The 21569-nt window shown below is 65.3% G+C and carries 22 protein-coding genes; 14 read left to right on the top strand and 8 right to left on the bottom strand.

Translation table 11 applies throughout. The features are described from left to right. Window positions 1-56 precede the first annotated feature (56 nt). On the top strand, window positions 57-758 hold the full coding sequence (locus P0Y59_12365) for a DUF6058 family natural product biosynthesis protein (GenBank protein ID WEK02436.1): 702 nt from the start codon (window positions 57-59) through the stop codon (window positions 756-758). Here P0Y59_12365 and P0Y59_12360 read toward each other — a convergent pair. Then, complete coding sequence (locus P0Y59_12360; GenBank protein WEK02435.1) at window positions 755-1672, bottom strand: zinc metallopeptidase; 918 nt, start codon at window positions 1670-1672, stop codon at window positions 755-757. The genes P0Y59_12365 and P0Y59_12360 overlap by 4 nt on opposite strands. A 197-nt stretch (window positions 1673-1869) precedes the next feature. On the opposite strand from P0Y59_12360, the gene P0Y59_12355 reads away from it, so the two are divergent. From P0Y59_12355 to P0Y59_12345, 3 genes are all read left to right on the top strand, one after another. Next, window positions 1870-3033, top strand: coding sequence for a patatin-like phospholipase family protein (locus P0Y59_12355; GenBank protein WEK02434.1), 1164 nt, complete (start codon window positions 1870-1872; stop codon window positions 3031-3033). 22 nt (window positions 3034-3055) lie between these two features. Beyond that, a complete protein-coding gene (locus tag P0Y59_12350) occupies window positions 3056-3841 on the top strand; it encodes a 3-hydroxybutyrate dehydrogenase (GenBank protein WEK02433.1) in 786 nt (261 codons plus the stop codon). A gap of 81 nt (window positions 3842-3922) precedes the next feature. Further along, window positions 3923-4621 carry a DUF4893 domain-containing protein gene (locus P0Y59_12345; protein WEK02432.1) on the top strand — a complete coding sequence of 233 codons (699 nt, stop codon included), beginning with the start codon at window positions 3923-3925 and terminating at the stop codon, window positions 4619-4621. A 10-nt stretch (window positions 4622-4631) separates the two neighbouring features. Here the strand turns inward: P0Y59_12345 and P0Y59_12340 are convergent, their stop codons facing one another. After that, window positions 4632-5591, bottom strand: a complete 960-nt coding sequence (locus P0Y59_12340) for a cation diffusion facilitator family transporter (GenBank protein WEK02431.1) — start codon at window positions 5589-5591, stop codon at window positions 4632-4634. A 349-nt stretch (window positions 5592-5940) separates the two neighbouring features. Between P0Y59_12340 and P0Y59_12335 the strand changes: the two genes are divergently transcribed. Both P0Y59_12335 and P0Y59_12330 read left to right on the top strand, forming a co-directional pair. After that, on the top strand, window positions 5941-7323 hold the full coding sequence (locus tag P0Y59_12335; protein ID WEK02430.1) for a short-chain fatty acyl-CoA regulator family protein: 1383 nt from the start codon (window positions 5941-5943) through the stop codon (window positions 7321-7323). A gap of 139 nt (window positions 7324-7462) precedes the next feature. Then, window positions 7463-9058: an isocitrate lyase gene (locus tag P0Y59_12330; GenBank protein ID WEK02429.1), complete on the top strand. Its 1596-nt coding sequence runs from the start codon at window positions 7463-7465 to the stop codon at window positions 9056-9058. 234 nt (window positions 9059-9292) lie between these two features. Here the strand turns inward: P0Y59_12330 and P0Y59_12325 are convergent, their stop codons facing one another. Both P0Y59_12325 and P0Y59_12320 read right to left on the bottom strand, forming a co-directional pair. Next, window positions 9293-9733: a hypothetical protein gene (locus P0Y59_12325; protein ID WEK02428.1), complete on the bottom strand. Its 441-nt coding sequence runs from the start codon at window positions 9731-9733 to the stop codon at window positions 9293-9295. A 31-nt stretch (window positions 9734-9764) separates the two neighbouring features. Then, a complete protein-coding gene (locus tag P0Y59_12320) occupies window positions 9765-10466 on the bottom strand; it encodes a YafY family protein (GenBank protein ID WEK02427.1) in 702 nt (233 codons plus the stop codon). A gap of 96 nt (window positions 10467-10562) precedes the next feature. Here P0Y59_12320 and P0Y59_12315 point away from each other — a divergent pair, with 96 nt between their 5' ends. Continuing rightward, window positions 10563-10967 (top strand): GFA family protein, encoded by a 405-nt coding sequence (locus P0Y59_12315; GenBank protein WEK02426.1) that lies wholly within the window; start codon window positions 10563-10565, stop codon window positions 10965-10967. Window positions 10968-10997: 30 nt separating this feature from the next. Here P0Y59_12315 and P0Y59_12310 read toward each other — a convergent pair whose 3' ends face one another. The 4 genes from P0Y59_12310 to P0Y59_12295 all read right to left on the bottom strand — a co-directional run bounded on the left by P0Y59_12310 (window position 10998) and on the right by P0Y59_12295 (window position 13556). Further along, complete coding sequence (locus P0Y59_12310; GenBank protein ID WEK02425.1) at window positions 10998-11975, bottom strand: hypothetical protein; 978 nt, start codon at window positions 11973-11975, stop codon at window positions 10998-11000. A 27-nt stretch (window positions 11976-12002) separates the two neighbouring features. After that, window positions 12003-12953: an aldo/keto reductase gene (locus tag P0Y59_12305; GenBank protein WEK02424.1), complete on the bottom strand. Its 951-nt coding sequence runs from the start codon at window positions 12951-12953 to the stop codon at window positions 12003-12005. Next, the gene (locus P0Y59_12300) at window positions 12950-13156 is read right to left on the bottom strand and encodes a hypothetical protein (GenBank protein WEK02423.1); all 207 of its coding nucleotides are present in this window, start codon (window positions 13154-13156) and stop codon (window positions 12950-12952) included. The genes P0Y59_12305 and P0Y59_12300 overlap by 4 nt, the downstream gene beginning before the upstream one ends. A 109-nt stretch (window positions 13157-13265) precedes the next feature. Then, window positions 13266-13556 carry a hypothetical protein gene (locus tag P0Y59_12295; GenBank protein ID WEK02422.1) on the bottom strand — a complete coding sequence of 97 codons (291 nt, stop codon included), beginning with the start codon at window positions 13554-13556 and terminating at the stop codon, window positions 13266-13268. Window positions 13557-13701: 145 nt separating this feature from the next. Here P0Y59_12295 and P0Y59_12290 point away from each other — a divergent pair, with 145 nt between their 5' ends. The 7 genes from P0Y59_12290 to P0Y59_12260 all read left to right on the top strand — a co-directional run bounded on the left by P0Y59_12290 (window position 13702) and on the right by P0Y59_12260 (window position 21556). After that, window positions 13702-14673, top strand: a complete 972-nt coding sequence (locus tag P0Y59_12290) for a metalloregulator ArsR/SmtB family transcription factor (protein ID WEK02421.1) — start codon at window positions 13702-13704, stop codon at window positions 14671-14673. After that, window positions 14670-15608 carry a methylenetetrahydrofolate reductase gene (gene metF / locus P0Y59_12285; GenBank protein ID WEK02420.1) on the top strand — a complete coding sequence of 313 codons (939 nt, stop codon included), beginning with the start codon at window positions 14670-14672 and terminating at the stop codon, window positions 15606-15608. Before P0Y59_12290 ends, metF begins: the two co-directional genes overlap by 4 nt. Before the next feature lie 11 nt (window positions 15609-15619). Continuing rightward, window positions 15620-16666 (top strand): homocysteine S-methyltransferase family protein, encoded by a 1047-nt coding sequence (locus tag P0Y59_12280; protein WEK02419.1) that lies wholly within the window; start codon window positions 15620-15622, stop codon window positions 16664-16666. Window positions 16667-16765: 99 nt separating this feature from the next. Beyond that, window positions 16766-19372: a methionine synthase gene (metH, locus tag P0Y59_12275; protein WEK02559.1), complete on the top strand. Its 2607-nt coding sequence runs from the start codon at window positions 16766-16768 to the stop codon at window positions 19370-19372. 123 nt (window positions 19373-19495) lie between these two features. After that, a complete protein-coding gene (locus P0Y59_12270) occupies window positions 19496-19825 on the top strand; it encodes an SMR family transporter (protein WEK02418.1) in 330 nt (109 codons plus the stop codon). A gap of 173 nt (window positions 19826-19998) precedes the next feature. Next, a complete protein-coding gene (locus tag P0Y59_12265; GenBank protein ID WEK02417.1) occupies window positions 19999-20583 on the top strand; it encodes an RNA polymerase sigma factor in 585 nt (194 codons plus the stop codon). Beyond that, window positions 20564-21556, top strand: a complete 993-nt coding sequence (locus P0Y59_12260) for a FecR domain-containing protein (GenBank protein ID WEK02416.1) — start codon at window positions 20564-20566, stop codon at window positions 21554-21556. Before P0Y59_12265 ends, P0Y59_12260 begins: the two co-directional genes overlap by 20 nt. The last annotated feature ends 13 nt before the right edge of the window (window positions 21557-21569 follow it).

Below are 21569 nucleotides of genomic sequence, written 5' to 3'. Positions count from 1 at the left end.
GTATCATTCGGCCGTGGCCGAAGCATCTTTTCTGCTTCCTGCGCTATGGCCGGCGCATGACAAATCTCGCTTATATCCAGTGCTGGTTCCTGACGCCGGACCTTTTTTGTCGACAGATCGGTGCTGCCCCGGATCTCGTCGAACGCCTCGTCGCGGCCGGTGCGATGCCCGGTCCAATCTATGCCGAGCATGACGGGGTCTGGTGGAGTGCGCTCGAGGCGACCGAAAGGCCGCCGCCCGGCAGGCTCTGGTATGCTCCGGCCGCCATGTGGTGGGGGCGCCGCGCGCTGCTTGGTCTGAAGCGAGGCCTGTCCGTCGAGGAAGCGACGATACGGAATCGCGCGCATTTCATCGCGACCTTTGTCGAGGCCCTGGCCGCTGAACCGCTTGGCATTCTTGCCTTTCCCGGCGCCTTCGCGAAAGCGAGCGTCGATCCCGAAGGCGCCACCCGTTGCGCCGAAGCCGAATGGGCAAGCTGGACTGATGGAGGCTATGCCGTCTGCCTGCGCCGGTTCTCGGGCGAGAGTTGCGTCAGGAAGGAATCCCTCGCCCGGCGCATCCGCCATCATATGGAACAGGTACCCGGCTATCGGCTCGACGACGATGCGCTGTTCGACCTCGTTGAGCGACTGGAGAACCTGATGCTGCCCTTCGCCCCATGGCAGCGTCGCACGGGATCACCGGGCCGCGCCGTGGATGCGCCGCTCGCCGCCATGGGGCTTGGTGCCGAGATGCCGTACGATATCGGTGGCCTCTAGATCGCCCCGCTGAACGTATCGCACTGGTTGGGATCGCCGCTGTCGAGCCCGCGCTTCAACCAGGCCATGCGCTGCGCCGAGGTGCCATGAGTGAAGCTGTCGGGTACTACCCGGCCCTGCGCCTCCTGCTGCAGCGTGTCGTCGCCGATCGCGTGGGCGGCGGTCATGCCCTCTTCCAGGTCGCCCGGTTCCATGCGGTCGCGATTCTGCGCGGCCCAGACGCCGGCGAAGCAATCCGCCTGGAGTTCGAGCCGTACCGACAGCGCATTGCCCTGGGCCCGGCTTGATCGCGCCTGCTGCTGCTGCACCTTGTCGGAGGTGCCGAGCAGGTTCTGGATGTGATGGCCGAATTCATGGGCGATCACATAATCCTGCGCGAAATCGCCCTTGGCGCCGAAGCGGGTGGCGAGTTCGTCGAAGAAGCTGGTGTCGAGATAGATGCCCTGGTCGCTCGGGCAGTAGAACGGGCCCATCGCGCTTTGCGCCGCGCCGCAGCCCGATCGGCCCTCGCCCCCATAGAAGACCAGCTTGGGCTGGACGAAGCGTTCGCCCCCACGGCTGAACAGCGCCGCCCAGGTCTTGTCGGCCGAGCTGAACGCGTTGCACGCCGCCTTGCTCGCCGCATTGAGCGTGCAGCTCGATTTCGTGTCGCTACCCCCGGCCTGGCGATCGCTGACCTGAGTCGTCGGCGCGGAGAATTGGCTGCCCCCGCCGCCCGTGAGCGAGCCGAGCCCGCCGCCGAACACGGCGAAGACGATCAGCAGGACGACCACGCCGCCACAGCCGAACCGGCTGAACACCAGCGGCAGCAGCCCGAGCAGCATGCCGCCGCCCCCGCCACCGCCGCCGAACCCGCCGCCCTGTCCGCGCTGATCCTCGACATTGATGTTGGGATCGAAATCGTCGAGCCGCATGGCAGTGTTCCGGGGTCGTTGCCGATGCGGCATGAATGCGCGGCGGCCCGGCTTGTTGCAAGCGTCGCGGCGATATTCGGGCGTCACGCCCTTTGGTGCCGCCCGACGCCCTTTCGTGCCGCGCGCCGAGCGTGCGTGACGCGCTTTTCATCAAACTGCCGTTGATCCTGCCGTCGCGGCGGCGCATGGCGAGATCGATGGCCGATGTCGAACCCACCAGGCCGCCGCGCCAGGCTGATGCGCTGCCGCTGCCCGATTGCGTCGCGCTGGTGCTCCAGGGCGGCGGGGCGCTCGGCAGCTTCCAGGCGGGCGTGATCGAGGGGCTGGCGACGCGCGGAATCGAGATCGACTGGGTCGCCGGAATCTCGATCGGCGCGGTCAACGCTGCGATCGTCGCGGGCAATCCGCCGCACAAGCGGGTCGAGATGCTCACCGCCTTCTGGGACATGGTGACGTCTTCCCTGCCCAGCTTCCCGATCTATCCCGACGATCATATCCGCGAATGGCTGCACGAATGGTCGGCCGGCTATGTCATGGCGGCTGGCGTGCCCGGCTTCTTCACGCCCCGCATGGTTTCGCCGGTATTCGCCGCGCCAGGCACGTGCGAGGCGCTGAGCTTCTATGATTCGACGCCACTGAAGGAGACGCTCGATTCGCTGATCGACTGGGATCTGCTGAACAACGGGCCGGTGCGGCTCTCCGTCGGCGCGGTCGATATCGAGAGTGGCAACTTCAACTATTTCGACACGACCACGACCCGGATCGACGCGCGGCATATCATGGCATCGGGGGCGCTGCCGCCCGGCCTCCCGCCGGTCGAGATCGACGGGAAATGGTGGTGGGACGGGGGGCTCGTCTCCAACACTCCACTGACTCATGTGCTGGACAACCAGTCCGAGCCACTGCTCGCGTTTCAGGTCGATCTTTTCGCCGCGGCGGCCGAACGGCCCAAGACGATTATGGATGTCGCGGCGCGCGAGAAGGAGATCCGCTTCTCGAGCCGGACCCGGCAGGTGTCCAATCAGGTGATGCGAATCCGCAAGGATCGGGAGATCGCGCGCAAGGTGCTCGCCAAGCTGCCGGAATCGATGCTGAACGATCCCGATGTCGCGGCGCTTGCCGCCTGCTCGGCTGAGCACCCGGTCAGCCTCGTCCAGCTCATCTATCGCACCAACGCCTGGGAAGGCGGATCGCGCGACTTCGAATTCTCGGCGCGGACCATGCGCGAGCACTGGCATGCCGGGCGCGAGGCGGTCGCCGAGACGATGGTCAATGCACGCCTCGTTGCGGCGAACATCGAAACCGGCAAGACAGCGGCGTTCGACCTGACGGTGCGCCCCCCGGCCAAATCCGCCACCTGACGTTTCAACCACGGAGATACCCATGTTCCTCAAGGGCAAGAGCGCGATCATTACCGGTTCCACCTCGGGCATCGGCCTTGCCTATGCCAAGGCGCTGGCCGGCGAGGGCGCGAGCGTGATGATCAACGGCTTTGGCGATGCCGCGGCGATCGAGACGGAGCGCGCCGCGCTCGAGGCAACGAACGGCGCCAAGGCGCTGTACGATGCCGCGGACATGACTGATCCGGCGGCGATCGCCGCGATGGTCAAGCGCTGCCATGACGAGCTTGGCGGTCCGGACATCATCATCAACAATGCGGGCATCCAGCATGTCGCGCCGATCGAGGATTTCCCGGCCGACGCGTTCGAGGCGATCATCAAGATCAACCTCACCTCGGCCTGGTACATGATGCGCGCGGCGGTGCCGTACATGAAGGCGGCGAAATGGGGCCGGATCATCTCGACCGCCTCGGCCCATTCGATTGTCGCCAGCCCCAACAAAAGCGCCTATGTGATGGCCAAGTTCGGCATTGCCGGCCTGACCAAGACGATCGCGCTCGAGACGGCGACCGACGGCATCACCGTCAATTGCATCTCGCCCGGCTATGTCTGGACGCCCCTTGTCGAGAACCAGATCCCAGACACGATGAAGGCGCGGAACATGACGCGCGAGCAGGTGTTGAACGATGTGTTGCTCTCCGCTCAGCCGACCAAGGAGTTCGTGACGTCGGAACAGGTCGCTGCACTTGGCCTGTTCCTGTGCCGGGACGAGGCGAAGTCGATCACCGGCGCGAACCTGTCGGTCGACGGGGGCTGGACTGCTGCCTAGGCGCTTCCTCGGGCTCAATCGGGTTGGCATTCGAGGCGGGGCATGGTTAGCTGCACCCTTGCTGTAGAAAGAACCGGTCGCTTGAAAAGACTATCCCTCGGCCTGTGCGGTTGCGCTCTCCTCGCCGGTTGCGGTGGCAAGGCGCACAAGTCCGTCGAGGTTGCCGCGCCGCCGGTGATCGTGTCGACGACCACGCCACCGCCGGTGCCGGTACCACCCTTGCCGGCGGCGCTGAAGACGGCGGGCGCGGACTGGCACAAGGTCGTGACCGACCGTGATCGGGAAAGGCTGCGCACCTGGCGGACCGCCTGGCTCACTGCCCTGGCCAAGGTCAAGGCCGCCGGTCGCGGTGCTGACCTGACCGGGCAAGGCAGCCTGTTCGAGCCCGACCGGGCGCTGACGAATCCGGCGCCTCCCCCGGGGCGGTATCGCTGCCGCGTGTTCAAGCTGGGCGCCAACGGCACCGCGATGCGCGATTTCACTGCCTATCCACCCTATGAATGCCGGGTCAACGACGAGGGCGAGGTATCAAGCCTGTACAAGGCCGGCGGATCGCAGCGCCCGGTTGGGCTGCTGTTCGCCGACAGTGCCTCGCGGCAGGTGTTTCTCGGCACGATGATGTTCGGCGACGAGAAGAAGCCGATGGATTATGGCCACGACAATGGCCGGGACATGGTCGGCTATATGGAGCGCGTCGACGAGAGGCGCTGGCGATTGGTGCTGCCCTGGCCGAAGTTCGAATCGATCATCGACGTGATCGAACTCGTGCCGGCGGAGTAGCCGGCGAGCATCAGCCGCCGTTCTCCGCTTCATTGAGATGGAGAATGGGCGCATCCTCCCGCCGCTCCGGGCGGATATAGATCGAGGAGAGCATCGGCAGGGCTGCCTTGAGCTCGCTTTCGATCGCTTCGATCAGCGGCTCGGCGTCGCCCATGCTGAGCGTGGCGCTGAAATCGGCGCTGATCGCGACGAAGATCCGGTCGGGCGCGGTGTGGAGCGTGCGGACATGGTTCACCCAGATGATCTCCGGACGTGAATCGACGATCTTGCGCACCTGCGCGACGACCGCGGGATCCGCGCCTTCGCCGATCAGCAGGCCCTTGGCTTCCCGCGCGAGCAGGGCCGCGACCACGCCGAGCAGCAGGCCGATCGCGATCGAGGCGACGCCGTCGATGCGGGGATCACCCCAGGCATGGCTTGCCCACACGCCGATCGCGGCGATCACGAGGCCCGCCAGCGCGGCCGAATCTTCGAACAGCACGATGAAGCCGGCCGGGTCCTTCGACGCGCGCACCGCCTGCCACCAGCTCGTGCCGCGCACCGACCCGGCAAACTCGCGCATGGCGAACAGCCAGGACGCGCCTTCCATCGCGAAGGCGACGGCAAGCACGACATAGTTGATCGTCGGGTCGCGGAGTGGCTCCGGCTCGGCGATATGGACCCAGCCCTCATAGATCGACACGCCAGCGCCGACCGCGAAGATCAGGATCGCGACAACGAAGCTCCAGAAATACAGTTCGCGACCATAGCCGAAGGGATGATCGGCATCGGGCGGGCGGCGCCCGCGTTTCTGGCCGTAGAGCAGCAGGACCTGGTTGAGGCTGTCGACGACCGAGTGGAAACCTTCGGTGAGCATCGAGGACGAGCCCGAAATGGCCGCCGCCACGAACTTCGCGACGGCGATGCCGAGATTGGCCGCGAGCGCCGCATAGATGACGAAGTTGGAGCCGCCATGCTTGGTCGCCGCCACGATGAATTTCCTTGTGCCGCGACGCGTCATGCGCAGGGGCCGGCGTCGCCGACAGGCAGCATAACGGAAATGCCCGCCGACGTATCCGTCGGCGGGCATCCTTTCCTCCCCAGGAAACTTTCAAGGCGCCGCTTCAGGCGGCTTCCTATGGTTGCGCGATTTACAAGGTGGCTACCCGGACGGGGTACCTGAGATAGGCGTTACCGTGGGAAATCATGTGAGTCAGGCGGCGCAGGCCCGGCCGCAATGTCGCGATGTCTTATCTGCGCGGATCATTCATGAAATTTTGTAAAGAGTTGACAAAATCCCCCGTGCCGGTGAAAGCGGGCACGTCGAAGGGATGGGCGGAATGGCGGACAGGAAGCTCTTTGCCGGACACGCGGTGCGGCGTCTGCGCCGCCAGGCGGGTCTTACCCAGGCCGCGATGTCCGACGTGCTGGCGATCTCGGCCAGTTACCTGAATCTGGTCGAGCGCAATCAGCGACCCCTGTCGGCCTCGCTGCTGGTCAAGCTGGCCGAAAGCTTCGATTTCGATCCGCGCGCTCTCGCTGCGGGAGAGCCGGGTGGCGGAGAATCGGCGATCCGGCGCCGACTCGCCGATCCGATGTTCGCTGACCTTGAAATCGACCGGAACGAGATCGAGGAATGGCTGGCGGGCGCGCCGGGCGGCGCCGAGGCGTTCGCTCGTGCCTATGACCGGGTCGGGGTGGGTACGGCGCCGGGCGAGGCGAGTGATCCGATTTCCGAGGTGCGACGCGAGATCGAACGGTGGCGCGGTCATTTTGCCGATCTCGACGGGGCGGCGGAGAAGCTGGCTGACGAATTGCGGCTTGGTGCGGGTGATCTTTACGGCGCGATCGCTGAACGCCTTCGGGTCAAGCATCAGCTCACCATCCGAATCCTGCCGGTCGATGTGATGCCTGATCTGCTGCGCCGGCTCGATCTCCATGCGCGCCAGTTGCAATTGAGCGAGACGCTTGATCCGGCATCGCGCACCTTTGCCGCCGCCTTCCAGCTCGCCCAGATCGAGGCGCGGGGTGAGATCGAGGCGCTCGCCAAGGGCGCTGGCTTCGCCGATCGTGCGGCGGAGCGGCTCTATCGTCGCCATCTCGCCAGCTATTTCGCTGCCGCGGTGATGATGCCCTATGCGCGCTTCCTCCGGGCGTGCGAGGCGACTGGCTATGATCTCGAACTGCTCCAGCGGCGGTTCGGCGTCGGTTTCGAGCAGGTCGCGCACCGGTTGCAGACCCTGCAGCGCGTGGGCGCGCGCGGGTTGCCCTTCTTCATGCTCAGGCTCGACCGCGCGGGGCAGGCGTCGAAACGCTTTTCGGGCGCGAGTGGATCGCCACTCGTTGAAGCCGAGGGGCGCTGTCCCCTGTGGCGTGTGCACCATGCCTTCGATCGGCCCGGCACGCTCGCGGTGCAGCTGGTCGAGCTTGAGGATGGCGCTCGCTGGTTCACCATGGCGCGCACCGTGGCGCCGCAGGGCCGGCGCTATGGCGCCGTGCCGGCGGAATTCGCCGTTGGGCTGGGTGTGGCTGCTGACTTCGCCGACGGGTTGGCGGCGGCGCGGGGAATCGATCTCAAGGGCGAGGCGACGCCGATCGGCCTTGGCTGCCGGGCCTGTCTGCGTGATCGCTGTCCGCAACGTTCGGCACCCCCGATCGGGCGGGCTCTGTTGATCAACGAGCGCGAGCGTGGCGTATCCCCCTTCACATTCGGCGGAGATTGACTCTCTGTTACAAATTTACAAATTTACTGGATTATCTGGCAGGCTGTTACAGCTTAACGCAGTTCTCCCTCGTGGATTCGATCCAACCCTTGTCAATTTGTGTACTGATCCTCGTACTTCATCAAGCGAGGGACGTATCGTGACCTACCAAAGTGACATCGCACAGCTCGGCCAGATCATCGGCGGCAAGAACGGCACCTGGGACGGGATCGATGCCGAGGCAGTGGCGCGCATGCGCGTCCAGAACCGCTTTCGGACCGGGCTCGACATCGCGCGCTATACCGCTGCGATCATGCGCAAGGACATGGCGGCCTATGACGCCGACCCCGCGAACTACACCCAGTCGCTCGGCTGCTGGCACGGCTTCATCGGCCAGCAGAAGCTGATCGCCATCAAGAAGCATTTCGGCTCGACCGAGCGGCGCTATCTCTATCTGTCGGGCTGGATGATCGCAGCGCTCCGGTCGGAATTCGGCCCGCTGCCCGATCAGTCGATGCACGAGAAGACGTCGGTTCCCGCGCTGATCGAGGAACTCTACACCTTCCTGCGCCAGGCTGACGCCCGCGAACTCGGCATGATGTTCCGTGAGCTCGACGCCGCGCGCGAGGCAGGCGATCAGCTTAAGGAGAAGCAGCTCCTCGCGTCGGTCGAGAATTACCAGACTCATGTCGTGCCGATCATCGCCGACATCGATGCCGGCTTCGGCAACGCCGAGGCGACCTATCTGCTTGCGAAGAAGATGATCGAGGCAGGCGCCTGTGCGCTGCAGATCGAGAACCAGGTCTCCGACGAGAAGCAGTGCGGCCACCAGGACGGCAAGGTCACTGTGCCGCACGAGGACTTTCTCGCGAAGGTCCGCGCCTGCCGCTATGCGTTCCTTGAACTCGGCGTCGAGGACGGCATCATCGTCACGCGCACCGACTCGCTGGGTGCTGGCCTGACCAAGCAGATCGCCTTCAGCAAGGAGCCGGGCGATCTGGGCGACCAGTATAACGCATTTCTCGACTGCGAGGAGATCACGCCGGAGAATGCCCGCAGCGGTGACGTTGTCATCAACCGCGACGGCAAGCTGGTGCGGCCCAAGCGGCTGGCATCGAACCTCTATCAGTTCCGCGCCGGCTCGGGCGAGGATCGCTGCGTGCTCGACAGCATCACCTCGCTCCAGAACGGCGCCGACCTGCTGTGGATCGAGACGGAGAAGCCGCATATCGAACAGATCGCCGGCATGGTCGATCGCATCCGCGAGGTGATCCCCAACGCCAAGCTGGTCTACAACAACTCGCCGTCGTTCAACTGGACGCTCAACTTCCGCCAGCAGGTGTTCGATGCCTGGGCGACGGAGGGCAGGGACGTCTCGGCCTATGACCGGGCGAAGCTGATGAGCGTCGACTATGACGGGACCGAACTGGGCGACGAGGCCGACGAACGTATCCGCACCTTCCAGGCTGACAGCGCGAAGCGGGCCGGCATCTTCCATCACCTCATCACGCTGCCGACCTATCACACCGCGGCGCTGTCGACCGACAATCTGGCGAAGGAATATTTCGGCGAGGCCGGCATGCTCGGTTACGTCCTCGGCGTGCAGCGGCAGGAGATCCGCCAGGGCATCGCCTGCGTGAAGCACCAGAACATGTCGGGTTCCGACATCGGCGACGACCACAAGGAATATTTCGCGGGAGAGGCGGCGCTGAAGGCCGGCGGCGTACACAACACGATGAACCAGTTCGCAGCGTAAGCGAACGGTGCGTGACGAGAACGGCCCGGGGTGGAAGCCCCGGGCCGTTTTCGTGTTCGTCATGCGGAACTCGTTTCAGTAGGTGCGGCCAGTGGCGCGCTTGGTTTGCGATGACAAACCTGTCGACGAACAGGCATCTTGCCGGCGCACGATGATCAAGTCCGGAACTCTGCGCCCGCTGCGCGAACCCTGCTCTTTGCTGTACCGTGCCAGCAAGGTGAATATCGATCCGACCTAGATCTTCAGCAGGAGGATCGGCACCACCACGCCGGCCACCAGCATGATCGTCGAAAGCCGCCGCGTCGCGCGATTGCTGAGCGCGATGATCATGCCCAGCACTGCCGACAGGATCAGCCCGATCGACATGAGGACGGCGAAGATCTTGAAGGGCAGGGCCGACGGCCTGGGTTTCTGCGGCGCCTTGGGCGCCTGCCTGGCGGCCGGCTTCGCATGCTCGCCGCCACCCGCCTGTTTCGGCTGAGGCAGCCGGTCGTCCTTGTGGACGCTCGCCAGCCAGACGATCCATTCGGGCGGCGTGCCGCCCCAGCCCTTTTCCTCCTGAAGGCGAAACGTCTGCAACGCGCCGCTGAGCGCGAAGAAGATGATCGCCGGGGCGAGGAACATGCCGACATACAGATGATAGCGGCGAAGCTTCTGCAGGGTGTGGGCTTTCATGAATCCGCCCCTACGCGCGGCCACGATTCCGTCAACGGGAATCGCAGTCCCGTTGGCGTTCCAGTTCCGCCAGCCACCGGGCGCGCAATTGGGCTGGGCGGGTGGGATAGCGCGCATCTAGGGTCTCGGCCGCGATGATCCGGTCGAGCCTGAAACTGCGGAAATCCTCCCGCAGCTCGCACCAGGCGATCAGTATCCGCGCGCTGTGGTGATAGCCGAGCAGCGCCGGCCACACGGTCCGTTCGGTCAGCCCGCCATCCTCGGCGCGATAGGACAAGGCGATCTTGCGCCCGGCGCGGATCGCCTTGCGCAGCGTGGCCGCATCGATTGTATCCTCCGGCATCCGCCATGCCGGCGGCGTCCGTGCCGCGGGATCGTCGACCAGCGCCCGCATCTCGGCCGGCACCACGGCGCCGATCTTCGCGATCAGGTTGCGCGCCGCATGGGCGAGCGCCGGGTCGCCATGCCCCGCCACCCATTGGGCGCCGAGCACCGCCGCTTCGACTTCCTCGGGGCTGAGCATCAGCGGCGGCAGGTCGAAGCCGCTTTCCAGGATATAGCCGATTCCCGCTTCGCCCCGGATGGGCACGCGCTGCGCGGTCAGCGCCGCGATATCGCGATAGACCGATCGTTTCGAGGTTTCGAGCTCGGCCGCGATCGCGTCGGCCGTGATCGGGCGGCGCTCCCGGCGCAGGATCTGGACGATCTCGAACAGGCGGTCGGCGCGGCGCATGAGATGGTCCTAATGACAGGCTGCTGCCACCATGCTGGCAGCAGAGTGGCAGTATGTCGATCCCCGGAACCAACCAACAGTCAAAGGGAGATCATCATGCTCAAGACCTATCACGGCAGCTGCCATTGCGGCGCGGTCAAGTTCGAGGCCGACCTCGATCTCGCCACGGGCACTGGCAGGTGCAACTGCTCGATCTGCACCAAGCGGCGGGCCTGGGGGGTGACCATCAAGCCTGACGCCTTCCGCCTTCTCCAGGGCGGGGACTCGCTGTCGGATTATCAGTTCGGCACGCTGTCCGGTCATCACCGCTTCTGCCGGACATGCGGTTGCGCCCCGTTCGGCGACGGCCATGTCGAACAGATCGGGGGCGACTTCGTCAGTATCGCCGTCAACTGCCTCGACGATGCGACCCCGCAGGAACTGGCGGATGCGCCGGTCAACTACGCCAATGGCCGCGACAATCTCTGGTGGGAGAAGCCGGCGATCACCGCCTATCTGTGAGGTGGGGCCGGCCCCGATCGGGGCCGGTCGTCACAGCTTCACGAAGGCCAGCGCGTTGTTCGCGTTCATCGGCACGACCAGCTGGTTGGCGTCCACATCGAGGCACATCGATGCGGCGCTCGGGATGCCCGTGGCGATGAGCGTGGCCGCCTGGCCGGGCCGGATGCGCGAGATGCCGCCGTTCAGCACGCTGCTGACATATTTGGTGCCGTCCGGCATGATCACCAGGCCATCATTGCCGGCCTGGGCCGCGTGCTCGGTTTTCAGCAGCTTTGCTGCGGGCGAGAAGGTCAGCACTGAATCGTCACCGATGTTGACCACCACGATATTGCCGTCCTTGTCGATCGCGACGCCGTTCGGGCGCGACAGCGGCGCCCCTTCCAGGAAGATCGAGGTCCTGCCGTCGGGCGTGATCTTGTAGATCCGCCACGGCGTCCGGGCATCGGCGGTGCCGGTCTGCGATCCGTAGATGGTGCCGTCCGCCGCCACCTCGATATCGTTGAGCCAGGCCACGTCGGGGCTTGCGATCTCGCCGGCCGGCGCGCCGGTCTTCAGGTCGAACATGCGGATGACCGAGACTCGCTTCGCGCCGTCGGCGGTGTCCCCGTCGCTATCGGCGAGATAGAGCTTGCCGTCGTGCACGTCGCTGCCGAACGGCTGGTTGAGCACCAGTCCGTTGCGGTTCACGCCGATCCAGCGCGAGGTGTGGACCGACCCGTCATGATTGATCAGCGAGACGAAGCCGTCGTTCGGCGCTTCTTTCTGCGCGGCGCCGCGGTTGACCGCCATGATCAGCTTGCGGGCCGGATCGTAGCTGCAGCTCTCCGCGCTGACGATCGCGCCATGGACCTTCACGTTCGAGGACATCGGGGTGTGCTTGCCCTCGATCGTCACGCCCAATGGGGTTCCCGCGGTGAAGGGCTGCGGGGCCGTGGGCGCCTGCTGCGCAGTGGCCGAGGTGCCGGCAAGCAGAAGGGCAGCGAAAGTCGCCGCGACAATTGTCTTCATATCCTCGTCCCCCTTTTTGTCGGTCGTTCAGGCGCCGGCGTTGGTCAGCCGCTCCAGATGTGCCTCCGTCAACTCCAGGCCCATCGACCCGGCCAGTTCGTCGATCTGCGCGACACTGGTCGCGCTGGCGATCGGCGCGGTGACGCCGGGTTGCGCCGCCAGCCAGGCAAGCGCGATCTGGGCGAGCGTCGCGCCTGTCTCGGCCGCGACATCGTCCATCGCCGAAAGGACTGCCTTGCCCTTGCCTTCGATCAGGTCGCTCATCCGCCCGCCGCGCACGCTCTTGCCGAGATCGTCGGCCGAGCGGTACTTGCCGGTGAGGAAGCCGGAGGCGAGCCCGTAATAGGGCACCACGCCGATATCGTGGACGACGCAATAGTCCTGCAGCTCGCCCTCGAATTTGTGGCGGCTGACCAGATTATATTCGGGCTGAAGCACATGATATTGCGGCAAGCCATGCGCGGTCGCCGCATCGTGAGCCGATTTCAGGCGACCGGCATGGAAGTTGGATGCGCCGAGCGCGCGGACCTTGCCGGCGTCGATCAGCTTGCCGAATGCGGCCAGCGCCTCTTCCTGGGCGACCGCGTCATCGTCCTGATGCGCGAAATAGAGATCGATCCGCTCGATCCCGAGCCGCTTGAGCGACGCCTCCGCCGCGGCGGCGATCCGCGCAGGCGCCAGTTTCTCGCCGCCCTCGCCGGGCAGCATGCCGACCTTGGTGGCGATCTGCACCTTGTCGCGCTTGCCGCTGGTGCGCAGCCATTCGCCGATCACGCTTTCGGATTCGCCGCCCTGGTGGCCGGGCACCCAGGCCGAATAGACATCGGCCGTATCGATCATCGTGCCGCCCGCCGCGACGAAGGCATCGAGCACGGCGAAGCTTGCCGCCTTGTCCGCCGTCCAGCCGAAGACGTTGCCGCCGAGCACCAGCGGGGCGATATGGAGATCGGTCGATCCCAGGCGGCGAAGATTGGTCATTGCGGCTGCTCCTCGTTGCCGTCGTCGATCTGGTTGGCCGACACCGCGTTCATGTCGACGCTGTTGGCGTCGAGCATCGCGGCGGCGTCGTTGAGCGCGCGCGCCTCGGCCGGGCTCGCTGCCCCCGGCGTGTCGTTGCCGCCACTACAGCCGGCGAGCAGCAGCACGCCGGCCAAAAGGCTACCGGACCTGGGATAGGTCATCCGCGTGTCTCTCCGTTCATTCCGAACGTGTCGGAGGATCTTTCGGCTTCGCACTGTCAAAGCTGAACATTGTGCTTCGACATGTCGGGCGCGATCGGTCTGAGACCGGCTAGTCCTCGATCTCGCTGCCCGCCGCCTTCATCGCGTTGCCCGTCTTGTCCAATGCGCGGTCGGTCGCATTGCCAACCGCATTGCCCGCATTGTCGATCGACGCCTCGGCGGCGCCGAGCGCGCGGTCCGCGGCGGCACCCGTATCGGCGGCGGCCTCGCTCATCGTCGCATTGGCGTCGGCGGCGATGGTGTCGGCTGCCTGGGCGGTTTCGTTTTGTGCCTTGGGGCTGCAGGCGCCTAGGCCGATGGTTGCGGCCAGCACGAGCGGCAGGGCCAGGAATTTCCTCATCTGTCAGACTCCCTCTTATCAGATGCGCGCCGGCATCGGGCACGTCGGCGGACGCTATCGAAGCGGCGAGACGCGCGCAATCGGCTTCGGTTCCCTCGTCTCGGCGTTGACCTCATATAAAGATATCTTTATATGTCGATTCACGATGACCCTCGCCCTCGACATATTCCGCGCGCTCGCGGACGCCACCCGGCTGCGCATCCTCGCGCTGCTGCGCTCGATGGAGCTGTCGGTCGGCGAGCTGGCACAGGTGCTCGGACAAAGCCAGCCGCGCGTCAGCCGCCACGTGAAGATCCTGTGCGACGCCGGCCTTGCGGAGCGGCGCAAGGAGGGTAGCTGGGTGTTCGTGGCGCTTGGCACCGCCTCGAAGGTCGATCCGGTGCTCGCCTCGCTTGACGAATGGGGCAAGGTCGAGCCTGATCACTGGGCGGTGGCTGACGCGGCGCGCCTCGCGGCGGTGCGCGCCGACCGCGCTGCCTCGGCGGCCGGCTGGTTCGAGGCGAATGCCGGGCAATGGGATGCGATCCGCTCGCTGCATATCGCGGAGAGCGAGGTCGAGGCGGCGATGTCGGCGGTGCTTGGCGACGCGCCGATCGGCCAGCTCATCGATATCGGCACCGGCACCGGCCGCATGCTGGAGCTGTTCGCCGGCCGCGCGAAATATGCGCTCGGCATCGACCGCAGTTCGGAAATGCTCCGCCTTGCCCGCGCCAAGCTGTCCGAGCGCGGGCTCGCCAACACTGAACTGCGCCAGGCGGATCTGTATGCGCTGCCACTCGGCGATGGCGAGGCTGATGCGGCGATCCTTCACCACGTGCTCCACTTCGCTCAGCAGCCCGGCGCTGCCATCGTCGAGGCGGCGCGGGTGCTGTCCGATGGTGGGCGCCTGCTGATCGCCGATTTCGCGTCGCACGACCGCGAGGATCTGCGGACTCGCGACGCGCATACGCGCCTCGGCTTTTCGGATGAGCAGATCGCGGCGTGGTTCGATGCCGCCGGGCTGGTCTCGGCGCGGACCGAGACGCTTGAGGGCGGCGAACTGACGGTGAAACTCTGGCTGGCGCGCAAGGCGGCGGCCCCAAACCAGATACCGGTACGAGAGGTGAAGGCAGCATGACGACCCAGAACCCGCAAAGCGAAGCGCGTCGCGCCCAGGCGTCGCCCTTGTTCGCTGATCTCGCGGGCGACGCACAGGTGTCGTTCGAGTTCTTCCCGCCCAAGACGCCCAGGATGGAAGAAACCCTGTGGGAAGCGGTGAAGACGCTCGAGCCGCTCGGCCCGCGCTTCGTCTCGGTCACCTATGGTGCCGGAGGGTCGACCCGCGAACGCACGCATGCGACGGTCGCGCGTATCCAGCGCGAGACCTCGCTGGCGGCTGCCGCGCACCTCACCTGCGTCGAGGCGAGCAAGGCCGAGATCGATCAGGTGGCCGAGGAATATTGGGCCGCCGGTGTCCGGCACATCGTCGCGCTGCGCGGCGATCCGCCCGTCGCTGGCGCGAAGTTCGCGGCGCATCCTGATGGCTATGAGAATGCGGCCGCGCTGGTCGCCGGCCTGAAGAAGCTTCATCCGTTCGAGATATCGGTCGCCGCCTATCCCGAATGCCACCCGGATTCGCCGGACGCGACGGCTGATATCGACAATCTCAAGCGCAAGCTCGATGCCGGCGCGAACCGGGCGATCACCCAGTTCTTCTTCTCGCCCGAGGCTTTCTTCCGTTTCCGCGACCGCGTCGCCGCGGCCGGGATCACGGCTGAGATCGTTCCCGGCATCCTGCCCGTCTCCAACGTGGCGCAGACCCGCAAGTTCGCGGCGATGTGCGGCGCTGAAATCCCTGACTGGATGGGCCGGCTGTTTGACGGGCTCGACGATCACCCCGCCGCGCGCCAGCTCGTCGCGGCGACGGTCGCCGCCGAGATGTGCCGCCGGCTCTATGCCGGCGATGTGCGCAGCTTCCATTTCTACACGCTCAACCGCGCCGAGTTGAGCTTCGCGATCTGCCACATGCTTGGGTTGCGGGCGAAGGCACCGGCGCATGAGGCGGCGGCCTGAGGGATATGACCATGACTGCACGCGAGACACTGCTGGCCGAGGCTGCCAAGCGTATCCTGATCACTGACGGCGCGTTCGGCACCGAGATCCAGAACTGGAAGCTGAGCGAGGCCGATTATGCCGGCACGCTCGGCCTGGCCAAGGACCAGAAGGGCAATAACGACATCCTCGCGCTGACCAGGCCCGAGGTGCCGGAGACGATCACCCGCGAATATCTCGATGCCGGATCCGACATCGTCTCGACCAACACCTTCAGCGCCAATGTGATCAGCCAGGCCGATTATGCGGCAGAGAGCCTGGTCAAGGAAATCAACATCGCCTCGGCGCAGATCGCGCGCCGGCTGGCCGATCAATATGCCGCGAAAGACGGCCGCCCGCGTTTCGTCGCCGGCGCGATCGGGCCGACCAACAAGACGCTGTCACTCTCGCCCGACGTCAACGACCCCGGCTTCCGCGAGATCGACTTCGACTATCTGAAGGATGTGTACCGCGAACAGATCGACGCGCTGCTCGAAGGCGGCGTCGACTTCATCCTGATCGAGACGGTGTTCGACACGCTCAACGCCAAGGCTGGCGTCATGGCGGCGCTTGAGGCGGCGGATGCGCTCGGCCGCGACGTGCCGATCATGCTGTCGATGACCCTGACCGACCTGTCGGGCCGCAACCTGTCCGGCCACACGGTCGAGGCATTCTGGCACGCGGTGCGCCATGCAAGGCCGATCACCATCGGGCTCAACTGCTCGTTCGGGGCCGAACAGCTTCGCCCGCATGTGCGCACGCTCAGCGACATCGCCGACACGCTGATCATGGTCTATCCGAACGCCGGTCTCCCCAACGAACTCGGCGAATATGACGAGCAGCCGGCGACCACCGCCGGGCTGGTGCGCGAATGGGCGGCCAACGGCCAGGTCAACATCCTGGGCGGCTGCTGCGGCTCGACCCCCGCGCACATCGCAGCGATCGCCGGGGCAGTGGCCGGTCTCCCGCCGCGCGCGCCAGCGGTGCCGCCGGTGAGGACCCGGCTCGCCGGGCTGGAGCCGATGACGATGGGCGCGTAGGCGCAGGGGCAACCCAGCCGTTCGTGTCGAGCGAAGTCGAGACACAATGACGGCGCGCTCACGCAGCTTTCCCGACTTCGCTCGAAACGAACGGATTTTATTTTGGCCTCTGCCCCTTCCACTGCCCAGTTCGTCAATATCGGCGAGCGCACCAACGTCACCGGATCGGCGCGCTTCAAGAAGCTGATCATGGCGGGGGACTATCCCGCCGCGGTCGAGGTCGCGCTGCAGCAGGTGGAATCGGGCGCTCAGGTGCTCGACGTCAACATGGACGAGGGCCTGCTCGACGCCGAAGTGGCGATGACGACCTTCCTGAAGCTGATCGCCGCCGAGCCGGATATCGCGCGAATCCCCTTCATGGTCGACAGCTCGAAATGGTCGGTGATCGAGGCCGGGCTGAAATGCGTCAGCGGCAAGCCGATCGTGAATTCGATCAGCATGAAAGAGGGCGAAGCTCAGTTCCTCTCTCAGGCAAAGAAGGTGATGCAATATGGCGCCGCCGTCGTCGTCATGGCGTTCGACGAGGTGGGCCAGGCGGATACCAGGGATCGTAAGGTCGAGATCTGCGAACGTGCCTATAAGCTGTTGATGGGGATCGGTTTCCCGCCCGAGGACATCATCTTCGATCCCAACATCTTTGCCGTGGCGACGGGAATCGAGGAGCATAATAACTATGCGGTCGATTTCATCGAGGCGTGCAAGGAGATCAAGGCGCGGCTGCCGCATTGCCATATCTCCGGGGGCCTTTCGAACCTCAGCTTCTCGTTCCGCGGCAACGAGCCGGTGCGCCGCGCGATGCATTCGGTGTTCCTCTATTATGCGATTCCCGCCGGGCTCGACATGGCGATCGTCAATGCCGGGCAGCTCGACGTGTACGACACGATCGATCCGGAACTGCGCCAGGCTTGTGAGGACGTCATCCTCAACAAGGACGAGGGGACGACTGAACGGCTGATCGCCCTCGCCGAGCGCTACAAGGGCACTGACGAGGTCGCCGAGAAGCAGGCGGCCGAATGGCGCGGCTGGCCCGTCGCCAAGCGGCTCGAACATGCGCTGGTCAAGGGCATCGACGCGCATGTCGTCGACGACACGGAGGAAGCGCGGCAGCTCTACGCCCGCCCGATCGAGGTGATCGAAGGCCCGTTGATGGATGGCATGAACGTCGTCGGCGACCTGTTCGGCTCGGGCAAGATGTTTCTGCCCCAGGTGGTGAAGTCGGCGCGCGTGATGAAGAAGGCGGTGGCGCACCTGCTGCCGTTCATCGAGGCGGCGAAGGAGCCCGGCGCGCGCGGCAAGGGCAAGATCATCATGGCGACCGTGAAGGGCGACGTGCATGACATCGGCAAGAACATCGTCGGCGTCGTGCTCCAGTGCAACGGCTTCGACGTGGTCGACATGGGCGTCATGGTGCCCTGGTCCGACATCCTGAAGGCGGCGAACGAGAATGACGCCGACATGATCGGCCTGTCCGGCCTGATCACCCCGTCGCTCGACGAGATGGTCACCGTCGCCGAGGAGATGAAGCGGTCGGGCATGACGATGCCGCTGCTGATCGGCGGCGCCACCACGTCGAAGGTCCATACCGCGCTGCGCATCGCGCCTGCCTATGACGGTCCGGTCGTCCATGTGCTCGACGCAAGCCGCGCGGTCGGCGTCGCCTCGACCCTGGTCAGCGATACGCAGAAGGACGCCTTCGTCCTCAAGACAGCAGACGAATATGAGGCGGTGCGCGTCGCCCGCGCCGGCCGCAGCCAGAGCGAGCTGGTCACGCTCCAGGTCGCCCGCGACAATGCGTTCGAGGCCGATATGAACCTGAAGCCGCCAACGCCGCTTCAGCCCGGCGTGCACATCTTCCGTGACTGGGACCTGGCCGAGCTGCGCGAGATCATCGACTGGACGCCCTTCTTCCGCGCCTGGGAACTGGCCGGCAATTATCCGGCGATCCTCGAGGACAAGGTCGTCGGCGAGAGCGCGCGCAGCCTGTTCGCGGATGCGAACGCGATGCTCGACAAGATCATCGCCGAGAAATGGCTGGTCGCGCGCGGTGTCGCCGGCCTGTGGCCGTGCCGCCGCGAGGGCGACGACGTCATCATCCATCTCGAGGATGAAAGCCATGTGACATTGCCCTTCCTCCGCCAGCAGATCGCCAAGCGCGAGGGCAGGGCGAACATGTGCCTCGCCGATTTCATCAGCCATGACGGGGACTGGATCGGCGGCTTCGCGGTCAGCATCCATGGCATCGAGCCGCACCTCGCCCGCTTCAAGGCGGCGATCGACGATTATTCGGACATCCTGTTGAAGGCGCTGGCCGATCGTTTCGCCGAGGCGCTGGCCGAGGCGATGCACCGCCATGTCCGCACCACGCTCTGGGGCTATGCGCCGGACGAGCAGCTTACCAACGAAGCGCTGATCAGGGAGCAATATCGCGGCATCCGCCCGGCGCCCGGTTATCCGGCCTGCCCCGACCACAGCCTGAAGCCGACCCTGTTCAAGCTGCTCGACGCCCATCACGCGACGGGCATCTCGCTGACGGAAAGCTTCGCGATGCTGCCGACGGCGGCTGTTTCCGGCTTTTATTTCGGCCATCCCGAGGCCGAATATTTCGGCGTGGCGCGTGTCGGGCGCGATCAGCTCGAGGAATATGCCGGGCGGCGCGGGGTCGATCTCCAGACCGCCGAGCGGTGGCTGCGGCCGAACCTGGACTGACCCTTCCATTCCTTCCCGTCGCAGGCGGGGAGGGTGTCGCCTGGGCATGGTGGAAGGGATGTTCCGAGACATGTCGGCACGGCGCGTCGTGCCAATGCTGCGCCGACACTCTATGGTTCGGCGATGTCCTACCTATACCTCGCCATCGCGATCGCCTCGGAGGTCTGCGCCACCTCCTTCATGAAGCTGTCGGAAGGCTTCACCCGGCCGGTGCCGTCGATCGTCACCATCATCGGCTACGGAATCGCCTTCTATTTCCTGTCGCTTACCCTGCGGACGATCCCGACGGGCGTCGCCTATGCGATCTGGTCCGGCGTCGGCATCGTCCTGATCGCGGCGATCGCCTGGATCTTCCAGGGGCAGAAGCTCGATGCAGCCGCCATCGCCGGCATGACGCTGATCATTGCGGGTGTGCTGGTGATGAATGTCTTTTCGAAAGCGGCGGCGCATTAGGTCCGTCGCGTATTCTTAGGGGCAACGGGCTTATTATCACGCCGCCGGTGCCGATTTATAACCGTCGTTTTGTGGCGTGTGCGAATTTTTTACAATGAAGGGGTCGGAAATCGCTTCGCCAGGCATCTATGTCTTAAGAAGTCTGGCAACGTGCAGGGCGGGGGGAGCTGGTTTTGGAACAAGATCGCGCGGAACTCGTAGCCTGGGTGGCGGGAAACATTATCCCGCACGAGGGCGCGTTGCGCGATCGGCTTCGCTCCATTGCCGTGCCGCGCCAGGAAATCGACGATATCGTGCAGGACGCGTATCTGAGCATCACGCATCTCCCCAGCGTCGCGCATATCCGCGATGGCAGGGCCTATCTGTTTTCCGTGGCGCGCACGGTGATCTTGAAGCGCGTCCGGCGAGAACGCATCGTTCGCATCGATAGCCTGACCGAATTTCAGGCCCTGTCGTTCGCCGACGAAGATCCGGGGCCGGAACGCCGGGCAGGCGGGCGACGCGATCTTGAGCGCGTTCGTCAATTGATTGCGAACCTGCCGTCGCCCTGTTGTGAGATTTTCGAACTCAGGCGGATCGAAGGCGTGTCGCAACGGGAAATCGCGGCCCGTCTGGGCGTTAGCGAGCATGTCGTCGAAAAACAGTCGAGCCGTGGCCTGAAACTTATCCTGAAAGCCATTGCGGACGGCGAAAGTGACGTCGCCCAGCCTGTGAAGCAGCGTAAAGAAGGGGCAAAGCGTGATCGCGGCCATGAATGACAGCGAAGCGGCTGATTGGGCCATTCGCCGGGAGAACGGCCCGCTGTCGCCCGCCGACCAGCGCGCGTTCGACGCATGGCTTGCCGGCGACGAGCGCCGCGCCGGTGCGTTGCTGCGTGCGGATGCGGCGCTCATGTATCTCGATCGCGGCCGCGCGCTCGCCGGCCTTGCCCAGACAGGTGACGCACCGGAACCCGAGGCGGACGAGCCTGTCTGGATGTCGCGGCGGATGCTCGTGGGCGGCGGGATGGCGGCACTTGTCGCGATCGGGGCCGGCATTGCCGGCCTGGTGAATTTCCCGCGCAGCGACGTGATCGCGACCGGTGTCGGGGAAATCAAACGGACGCCGCTGGCCGATGGCTCGGTGGCGACGGTCAATACCGCCAGCCGGCTTACCGTTGCGATGACCGGGGACGTGAGGAACGTCTCCCTGGACGATGGGGAGGCGTGGTTCGAGGTTGCGCACGACCAGGCGCGCCCCTTCGTGGTCCAGGCGGGCGACGTGAGCGTTCGCGCGGTCGGCACGGCCTTTTCGGTTCGCCGCACCGAAACCGGCGTCGATATATTGGTGACGGAAGGGGTCGTCGAAGCATGGCGCGCTGATCAGCCGGATAAAGCGACGCGGATCGAACAGGGCGAGCGTGGCTTTATCGCTGACGCGGCGCGGCCGGCCGACAGCACCCCCGGCGAGGTGGTTGCGGTACAGTCCGACACCGAGATTGATCGGTCGCTGGCATGGCGCAACGGCGATCTAGCGCTCAATGGCGAGACGCTTGAGTATGCGGTTGCGGAGATCAATCGCTACAATCGGCGTAAATTGGTTGTCGATAATGTCGAATTGGGTCGATCGCCGATCGTCGGCTATTTCAAGGTCAATGAGCCAGAGAATTTCGCGCGTTCCGTAGCGGCACTGTTCGACGCGAGCGTGCATGTCACTGACAACACGATCAGGTTGGACACAAAAAAGGAATAATTTTTTTACGACA

Origin of the sequence: Candidatus Sphingomonas phytovorans, from assembly GCA_029202385.1 — a bacterium.
Classification (GTDB): Bacteria; Pseudomonadota; Alphaproteobacteria; order Sphingomonadales; family Sphingomonadaceae; genus Sphingomonas; species Sphingomonas phytovorans.
Note: the sequence above shows the minus strand (reverse complement) of the source record. Positions and strands in the feature narration are given on the sequence as shown.

What these genes read in the sequence shown, in the direction of transcription:
- P0Y59_12310 (WEK02425.1), bottom strand. Translation starts at nt 11,975, where the DNA reads ATGAAGACAATTGTCGCGGCGACTTTCGCTGCCCTTCTGCTTGCCGGC.
- P0Y59_12320 (WEK02427.1), bottom strand. Translation starts at nt 10,466, where the DNA reads ATGCGCCGCGCCGACCGCCTGTTCGAGATCGTCCAGATCCTGCGCCGG.
- P0Y59_12360 (WEK02435.1), bottom strand. Translation starts at nt 1,672, where the DNA reads ATGCGGCTCGACGATTTCGATCCCAACATCAATGTCGAGGATCAGCGC.
- P0Y59_12335 (WEK02430.1), top strand. Translation starts at nt 5,941, where the DNA reads ATGGCGGACAGGAAGCTCTTTGCCGGACACGCGGTGCGGCGTCTGCGC.
- P0Y59_12350 (WEK02433.1), top strand. Translation starts at nt 3,056, where the DNA reads ATGTTCCTCAAGGGCAAGAGCGCGATCATTACCGGTTCCACCTCGGGC.
- P0Y59_12325 (WEK02428.1), bottom strand. Translation starts at nt 9,733, where the DNA reads ATGAAAGCCCACACCCTGCAGAAGCTTCGCCGCTATCATCTGTATGTC.
- P0Y59_12290 (WEK02421.1), top strand. Translation starts at nt 13,702, where the DNA reads ATGACCCTCGCCCTCGACATATTCCGCGCGCTCGCGGACGCCACCCGG.
- P0Y59_12300 (WEK02423.1), bottom strand. Translation starts at nt 13,156, where the DNA reads ATGACCTATCCCAGGTCCGGTAGCCTTTTGGCCGGCGTGCTGCTGCTC.
- metF (WEK02420.1), top strand. Translation starts at nt 14,670, where the DNA reads ATGACGACCCAGAACCCGCAAAGCGAAGCGCGTCGCGCCCAGGCGTCG.
- P0Y59_12365 (WEK02436.1), top strand. Translation starts at nt 57, where the DNA reads ATGACAAATCTCGCTTATATCCAGTGCTGGTTCCTGACGCCGGACCTT.
- P0Y59_12315 (WEK02426.1), top strand. Translation starts at nt 10,563, where the DNA reads ATGCTCAAGACCTATCACGGCAGCTGCCATTGCGGCGCGGTCAAGTTC.
- P0Y59_12280 (WEK02419.1), top strand. Translation starts at nt 15,620, where the DNA reads ATGACTGCACGCGAGACACTGCTGGCCGAGGCTGCCAAGCGTATCCTG.
- P0Y59_12270 (WEK02418.1), top strand. Translation starts at nt 19,496, where the DNA reads ATGTCCTACCTATACCTCGCCATCGCGATCGCCTCGGAGGTCTGCGCC.
- P0Y59_12305 (WEK02424.1), bottom strand. Translation starts at nt 12,953, where the DNA reads ATGACCAATCTTCGCCGCCTGGGATCGACCGATCTCCATATCGCCCCG.
- P0Y59_12295 (WEK02422.1), bottom strand. Translation starts at nt 13,556, where the DNA reads ATGAGGAAATTCCTGGCCCTGCCGCTCGTGCTGGCCGCAACCATCGGC.
- P0Y59_12355 (WEK02434.1), top strand. Translation starts at nt 1,870, where the DNA reads ATGGCCGATGTCGAACCCACCAGGCCGCCGCGCCAGGCTGATGCGCTG.